6 protein-coding genes and 3 pseudogenes are annotated in these 7148 nt (G+C 70.3%); 4 read left to right on the top strand and 5 right to left on the bottom strand.

The annotated features are described in order from the left end of the window. From AB0A97_RS41400 to pepN, 3 genes and pseudogenes are all read right to left on the bottom strand, one after another. Window positions 1-981 (bottom strand): annotated as a pseudogene (locus AB0A97_RS41400) (FAD-dependent monooxygenase); the annotation flags it as partial. A gap of 170 nt (window positions 982-1151) precedes the next feature. After that, window positions 1152-1286, bottom strand: a complete 135-nt coding sequence (locus AB0A97_RS41395) for a hypothetical protein (protein WP_361161216.1) — start codon at window positions 1284-1286, stop codon at window positions 1152-1154. Window positions 1287-1411: 125 nt separating this feature from the next. Then, window positions 1412-3844 (bottom strand): aminopeptidase N, encoded by a 2433-nt coding sequence (pepN, locus tag AB0A97_RS41390; RefSeq protein WP_361161213.1) that lies wholly within the window; start codon window positions 3842-3844, stop codon window positions 1412-1414. 139 nt (window positions 3845-3983) lie between these two features. Between pepN and AB0A97_RS41385 the strand changes: the two genes are divergently transcribed. The 3 genes from AB0A97_RS41385 to AB0A97_RS41375 all read left to right on the top strand — a co-directional run bounded on the left by AB0A97_RS41385 (window position 3984) and on the right by AB0A97_RS41375 (window position 5386). Next, window positions 3984-4301: a hypothetical protein gene (locus tag AB0A97_RS41385; protein WP_361161210.1), complete on the top strand. Its 318-nt coding sequence runs from the start codon at window positions 3984-3986 to the stop codon at window positions 4299-4301. A gap of 35 nt (window positions 4302-4336) precedes the next feature. Continuing rightward, window positions 4337-4741, top strand: coding sequence for a hypothetical protein (locus tag AB0A97_RS41380; protein WP_361161207.1), 405 nt, complete (start codon window positions 4337-4339; stop codon window positions 4739-4741). 492 nt (window positions 4742-5233) lie between these two features. After that, window positions 5234-5386, top strand: a complete 153-nt coding sequence (locus AB0A97_RS41375; protein ID WP_361161204.1) for a hypothetical protein — start codon at window positions 5234-5236, stop codon at window positions 5384-5386. A 233-nt stretch (window positions 5387-5619) separates the two neighbouring features. On the opposite strand, the gene AB0A97_RS41370 is transcribed toward AB0A97_RS41375, so the two are convergent. Next, window positions 5620-5778 (bottom strand): hypothetical protein, encoded by a 159-nt coding sequence (locus AB0A97_RS41370; RefSeq protein WP_361161201.1) that lies wholly within the window; start codon window positions 5776-5778, stop codon window positions 5620-5622. Between the two features lie 141 nt (window positions 5779-5919). Here AB0A97_RS41370 and AB0A97_RS41365 point away from each other — a divergent pair. Next, window positions 5920-6021, top strand: a pseudogene (locus AB0A97_RS41365) (IS630 family transposase); the annotation flags it as partial. Between the two features lie 28 nt (window positions 6022-6049). Here the strand turns inward: AB0A97_RS41365 and AB0A97_RS41360 are convergent. Next, window positions 6050-6989 (bottom strand): annotated as a pseudogene (locus AB0A97_RS41360) (IS5 family transposase). Between the last annotated feature and the right edge of the window lie 159 nt (window positions 6990-7148).

Raw genomic sequence — 7148 nt, 5'->3', positions numbered from 1 at the left:
TCCAGCCGAGGTTCATCGCGTCCCCGAGCCCCAGGCTCAGCCCCTGACTGCCGAACGCGCAGTGCACGTGCGCCGCGTCGCCCGCCAGCAGCACCCGGCCTCTGCGGTAGTCGGTGACCTGGCGGGCGTGGTCGGTCAAGCGGGTCGCGGTCCGCACCCCGGTGATCGTGACGTCCATGCCAAAGACGCGGCGCAGCCGCGCCTGGAGGTCCTCGGCGGTGACCGGCGCGTCCCGGTCGGCCGGCGGGCCGTCGAACTCCACGGTGACGACGCGGCCCGGCATCGGCCCAGGGGCATGGACCCCGGTGTCCGTCGCGGTCCAGCCGACCCTCAGGCCCCCGGCGCCGGTCATCTCCACGACCGCCTGATGACAGGTGACCTCCGGGTCCGTACCGGGAAATGCGAACCCCGCGAGCCTGCGGACCGTGCTGCGGCCGCCGTCGCAGCCCACGAGCCAGCCGGCCCGTACGGCCCCGTGACTGGTCCGCACCGTGACACCCCCGACGTCCGCATCGAAGCCGGCCAGCTCTACACCCCGGCGCACGTCGACACCGAGCACGCCCGCCCGAGCAACCGCTCGATGTCCTGCTGCGCCACGAAAGCGATCTCGGCGGCGGGTCCGGCGTCGCCGAGACCCGGCTCCGTACGGTCGACCAGGTCGGCGCGCAGCATGATTCCGGCGAAGTGCCCGACGAACCCGAGCCCTTGGCCCGCGGCCCCGCCTCCGTCCCCGCCGTTCCGTTCGCGCAGGAATGCCTGGAAGCGGTCCGTCGCCTGCCGCTGCACCTCGGCCAGCGCGGGCAGCATGCCCCGGCGGTAGAACGCCTCGGCGCCGGGCGTGGTGATCGCCCCGCCCTTGATCGTCGGGTCCACTGCGGTGAGGCGCTCCAGGACGGCCACCCGCGCGCCTCCGAGCCGGAGCTCGCAGGCCAGCATCAGTCCGACCGGGCCGCCTCCGGCCACCACTACGTCACAGTCCATGGCGCCGACTATGGCCGAGGGCCGAGAAGGCCAAAAAGGCGCCGCGGTGCCAAGGAGCCCCCCCCCGAGGAGGGATGGGAAGCGGGCCGTCCGCGCTCCTCCTCAGCTGCCTCCCCCGCCCGCCGGTGTCCCGGCCGGTCCTCGACCGGCTCGATCAGGTGGCCGGGCGGTCAGGCGGTAAGCGCTGCGAGCTCCGCGCTGGCGCGCTCAGTGACCAGGGCGAGGACGTGGTCGGCGGCGGCCGGGGCGACCATGCCGCGCTCGGTCGCGTCGACCTGCCCGAACGAGACCGGGGCACCTGCCATGCGCGAGCGGAGCTACCCGAGTGGCACCTCGGACGCCGAATGAGCCGTCGCCGAACCACTGCTGACCATCCGGCGTCCGAGCTGCCGCGGGTGGGCGCCCGGAGAAGCGCCAGCCCCGCAAGCCTTCAGCCGCGGGAGCGCAGTATGCGGCGCATCCGGTCGGCCCGGTCCAGGAGGTTCGTGCGGACGGCTGGGACAGCCTGCGCCGCCAGGTCTTCCGCTCGTTCCACGAAAGTCAGGTCGATACCGAACAGCGGGAACAGGGTTTTGGTGTAGATCGTCGCCGGCTGGGTTCCGCTGCGGTGGATGGCTGCGACGAGATCGAGGTAGGCCTGCGTGTGGGGCCTGAGCAAGTCGTCCTGGCCGGCGCTCCAGAACAGCGTCGCGACTGAGTGGACCGAAGCGAGAGGCACCGCGCGGTCCGTCGCCAGCGTCTGCCAGACTGCTTTCTTCTCGGCCGCGTCCGGGGTGGCCGCGCGGACCTGGAGCCTGCTGATCCATGCGTCGGGATCCGGATCGCGGTCGAGCAGAGCCTGTGCCTCGCCTGCGGTCGGGCTTCCGAGCTGAGCCTTGCGAACCAGTGCTCGCCACTGGAGATCGATGTCGTTCCCGGCCTCGGTCTGGAGCCACGCAATCTCCTCCGGTTCGGCCGCGGTGCGAGCGAAGCCGCGCAACGCCGCTTTGCGGTAGGCGCCGACGCCGGAGAGGCTGCGGCACGCCGCAGCCACGGCTCGCAGCAGCTCGTCCCGGTGCGACTTCGGGCTCCACAGGTCTGCGGCCTCGACAGCCAGGTTGAGATACGGCTCGATCACTGACGCGGACGTCTCGACAGCGAGCACTCCGGTCAGGCACTCCACGGCCTCGGCGGCTGTCGCTTCGCCGTTGATCAGCATGTCCCAGGCCGTGGTGACGGCGACACCCCGCGCGGTCGCAGTGGGCAGGCGGGCGGCGTTGCGGAAGAACGCGTCTTTGGTCGTGGCGTCAGGTCTCGTCGAGGCGAAGGTCAGGTCATCATCGTTGACCAGATACAGGTCGGCTCCTGCTGGTAGGTCGAGCCGGGTTCGTTCGCCCGCTACCTCGACTTCGACGAGTGCAATGCGCTCAAGGTGGTCCCCGGAACGCTCGTAGGCGCCGACGGCAAGCACATGCGGGCGTGGCCGGCCACCTGGGCCCAGAGCAACCAGGGCGAACCCGTCTGCGTCGTGGTCGAGAGCCAGCCGGTCGGTGCCCGCTGTTTCCAACCATCCCGTGCGCCACTGGTCCAGGTCACGTCCGCTGGCGTCGGCGACCGCGTCGATCAGGTCATGCAGCGTGGTGTTGCCCCAGGCATGCGTGGCGAAGTAGCTGGTGAGACCCGCGGAGAAGTTTGCTTCGCCGACGTACGTCATCAGCTGGTGCAGTACGGATGCACCCTTGGGGTAGGTGATGGCGTCGAATGTCGCTTTCGCCTCGGAGACGTCGCGAACCTGCTGGCGGATCGGGTGCGACGTCGGTCCCTGGTCCATGAAATAGGCTCTGATTTTCTCGCCGGCCAGATGTGCCGTCCAGGCATCGGTGTACGACGTCACACTCACGGCGGCCCAATTACTTGCGAACTCCGCGAACGCCTCGTTCAGCCACAGGTCGTCCCACCAGCGCATCGTGACGATGTTGCCGAACCACATGTGCGCGAGTTCGTGCAGCAGGTACCGCGAGAAGATGTCCCACTCCGCCCTGGTCGGCGTGCTCCTGCGCAGGAACCAGTCCATCCAGGTGACGCAGCCGAAGTTCTCCAACGCGCCGGGGAACTCGGGCGTGAAGACCTGGTCGTACTTGTGCTGCGGGAACGGCATGCCGAACTTGCCGGCGAAGAACTCGAGCCCCTGAGTGGTCAGGGTGAACAGCTCGTCGGCGTCCCGTTCCAGGATCGAAGCCAGCGACTGTCGGGCGAAGAGCCCGAGATCATGACCAGCTCCGCGACGACGCAATGCGTAGTACGGGCCCGCATTGATCACAGTGTTGTACGCCGCCAGCGGCGGCGTCGGCGGGAAGGTCCAGCGCCGCACGGAGCCGAGGTGTTCGATCTGCGGGTCACCGCTGTTGCTCAGCACCCGCCAGCCGGCAGGAGCGGTCACGGTGAACGCCCACGGCGCCTTGAGGTCCGGCTGATCGAAGCAGGCCAACACGTACCGGGCGTAGTCGGGACTGAAGTCGGTGCAGACATACGTCTCGCCGTCGGCGGGGTCGACCGCCTTGTGCACGCCCTGGACATCGGCCGAGCACTCCGTCACCGAGACCACCGTGAGGACGTTGCGCTCGGCAAGATCGGTCAGCGCGATCCGGCCCTCAATAGCCGACCGCAGTACGACCCCGTTGAGCGTGGCGCTCTCCACCGCCGCCGCACAATCGGCAAAGGTCTCAGCCCCGGGCCGGTGGCACGTAAAAGTGATCGTCGATTCGCACCGGACCCGCGAACCGGTCATCAACTCCGAAAGATCGACGGCCACGTCATACCGCTCGACCGTCAGCAGCCCCGCGCGCCCCTCGGCCTCGGTTTGAGTCAGACTCTTGCCGCTCATCGCTGCCCCTCTCGGAGATCCGTTCATTCGCTGCGAACCACCCGCTCAGTTCAGCAGGACGATCGCGGGGCTGCCCGGGCCGGGTGGCTGGACGGCTGCCGCGGCCCGGCCGACGCCGATCTGCGGGGCGGCCAGCCCCATGCCTTTGGCGCATGTCCGCGCCAGCACCGACCGAACCAAGGCCCTGCGCGACGAGAGCCACCGGACCCGCCGCGAAGTCACCCGCCCGTTGGTCACACTGCGCCTCCTCATCGAGGACCCGGCCCTGCGCGCTGCCGCCGACCAGATGATCACGCTGACCTGCGCGATCCGGGACAGCATCGCCCGCCCCGAGGACGTCACCGCCGCACGCAAAGCCTCGCTGACCGCGGAACTGACCGCCGTGCACCGGGCCGCGGCTGACGCCCACGACCACTTCGTGGACACCGCCGCCCGCTACCTCGCCCACAACGCCTGACCGCGCACCGTTCTCACGCACCGTTCGGAGGCCTCATGGAGCAGCACTCGAAGGCCGTCGCCCGGATCAGCCGCGTCGAGACGTCGGCCGAGCGGACCGCCGGCACCGGCGAGGGCCTGGCCGTGCCCGCCCCGGCCGCGGCCACCGCGCTCAGCCTGCTCGCCGACTCCGTCCGGCACGGCGCCGCCGCCCCCGACGGCCTCGTCCAGGCGCTGAAGGCCGCCGGTGTCCACGAGGCGGTTACCGCCGCCGACCGCGTCATGCAGAGCGCCGACGACCCGTACGACTTCGATGTGCACCTGCACGCCGACAACCTCGCCGGAGCCGCGGGCGACGTCCGGCGCGCCTTCGAATGGCTCTGCCTACGGATCAGCCGCCGAGTGAACTCAGAATGCTCACCTTGGCCACGTCATCGAAGCATTGCAGGACGTTCGCGTTGACGGGCACATTGAGGATCCCTGCGCCGGTCTGGGCGCCTTGGCGGTTTTCGCAATCTTGGTCAGTTTCCGTGATTTTGGGGGCGTCGGCGCCGCCGCATTGGTTGAGGGCGCTGCCGAGGGGGAGTCCGACAAGGTTGCTGCTTGCGGTACCGGTGCCGTGTGTGGTGGCTCCGCTCGTCCGGGCGCCTGTGTGATTGACGCAGGTGACGGCGAACGCCGGGGAAAGGAAGTCCCCGACACCTCCAGCGACTGCGGGAGCGGAGGTAGCGATGCCCGCGCTCACAGAGGTGACGGTGAAGGCGACGGCTGCGGCGGCCTGACGTGAAATCACGTCGGTTGAACGAGATGCCCGGCCCGATGTCACGGCCCCTGCGCCGCCTCGTCGGGAAGCCCAACGACTTACGGCCGGAGCTTTCCTGCCACAGAGAGTCACTGTTCAGCGGATATGACACAGGTTCTACATGCAACACGGTCGGCCCAGGCCAGGAACGCTTGCGTGTCTCCTGTGGCCAGGAGGTCGGCACCGAGGTCGCCGCGGGCGACGATGCGGGTGCGCTGTCGTTCGGTTGTCTCGCCGAGGCCGGCCGGCCCCTCGACCGCGGGCTGCCCCAGCAACAACGCATACCTGTCGGCACCAGCACGTAGTAGCGTCGTCAGCTCATTGCGTCCTCGTCTCCAACGAACCCTTCAGGCGGAAATGCCGGAATCCTCGGAAGTCAGTAAAGTCCCGCACCCCACCGGATGAAACCGCTGGTCGCGCTCTGGTGGTCCCCGCGCACGCGGGGGTGGTTCCAGTGGGCGGACTGACGTGGCCGCAGGGAGCAAGCTCCGGGCCACCGGTACCGCCTGCCGGGCCCGTCCCGGGCGCGGCCTCCGGCTCACTCGCTGCCCACCGCCTCAGCGGCGATGTAGCTCGCGCCATGGTGGGCTGCGGTGACGGCGGCCAACTCCGGCAACTGAGCGGCGATCTGCGCACGCAGCCGTGCCGTCTCCTGCGCTCCAGCCGCGTCCTGCGCCTGGGCGTGCTCACCACGCATCAGGGCCCTGCTCCGCCGCGGACTCCGTTCGGGCCGGTGCTTTCCGCTGTTGCGGACCGCGGACACCGGAAGGGCAAGGGCTGCGCGGACCCCGGCGACGTTCGCCGCCGCTTCCCGGTCCGGCTCCCCCGGCTCCCCGGCCGGCGCCCCGACGTCCTGGCCGCCCAACGCCGCGAGCGCGCACGCAGCCGCAGCGAACGAGGTTTCCGCTGGAGCGGCAGGCCACTGCCGGCTGCGGCCTGACCCCGCCCAACCCGGCGAGGAGACAGGACTAGGCCGTTTCTGATGGCTCTTGGACGGTGTCGCGGAGCCGGATGACGATCGCGGTGACGGTGAGGGCGCCGTTGAAGATGCAGTCGCGTTTGTCGTAGCGGTCGGCCACCGCCCGGAACTGTTTCCACTTGCTGACGCAGCGCTCGACCGCGCTGCGCCGTCGGTCTGGGCTTTGTCGAAGGCCGGTGGTCGGCCACCCGCCCGGCCACGGTTGTGGCGGTCGGCCCGCTGATCGTCCGGCTCGGCGATGGTCGCCTTGATGCCCCGACGGCGCAGGCAGGCGCGGTTGTCGCGGCTGGAGTACGCCTTGTCGCCGCGTACCCGGTCCGGACGGCGGCGTGGGCAGCCGGGCCCGCGCCGGGCCATGCGCAGCGTCTGAAGCACCGGCCAGAGCATGGGGCTGTCGCCCCGCCGGCCCGGCGAGGTGAGCCAGGTCAGCGGGCGGGCCCGGGTCGTCAGCCGGCAGATGGACCTTGGTGGTCAGTCCGCCCCGTGAGCGCCCCAGCGCCTCCCGCCCATCGGCCTCCACACGGGCCCGCCCCCTTTTGCGGGAAGTCCCGCGGCGGCCGGTGACGGGCCCCGGCCGCATGCTGATGAGCCCGGAGCGTGGTGGAGTCGATGTTCACCGCCCAGTCCTGCTCCAGCTCACGGGCCAGGACACCGTCGGGATCGCCGGCGTCGGCCTCGACCTGCAGCTCGGCCAGGATCCGCTGCCAGGTGCCGTCCGCCGACCAGCGGCGATGCCGTTCGTAAACGGCCTGCCAGGGCCCGTACCGCTCCGGCAGATCCGGTCAGGGCACTCCGGTGCGGGCCCGGAACAACACACCGTTCACCACTGTCCGGTGATCGGACCACTGCCCGCCAGGCCTGCCGTTGGCCGGCAGCAACGGCTCAATCGCCCGCCACTGCGCATCGGTCAGTTCGTGCCGTCGCACCATGCCCCGACGCCTGCCCGGCCCCGGACCTGATCCACCCCACCCGACAAGAGCCATCAGAAACGGCCTAGGGCCTTTCCTTCGGATCATCTCGCCGACCAGATGAAGATGGCGGCGAGGTGGAGTCCGGCGAGGTAGATGGTGGCGGTCTTGTCGTATCGG

Source organism: Streptomyces sp. NPDC045470, assembly GCF_040646595.1.
GTDB lineage: Bacteria > Actinomycetota > Actinomycetes > Streptomycetales > Streptomycetaceae > Streptomyces.
Note: the sequence above shows the minus strand (reverse complement) of the source record. Positions and strands in the feature narration are given on the sequence as shown.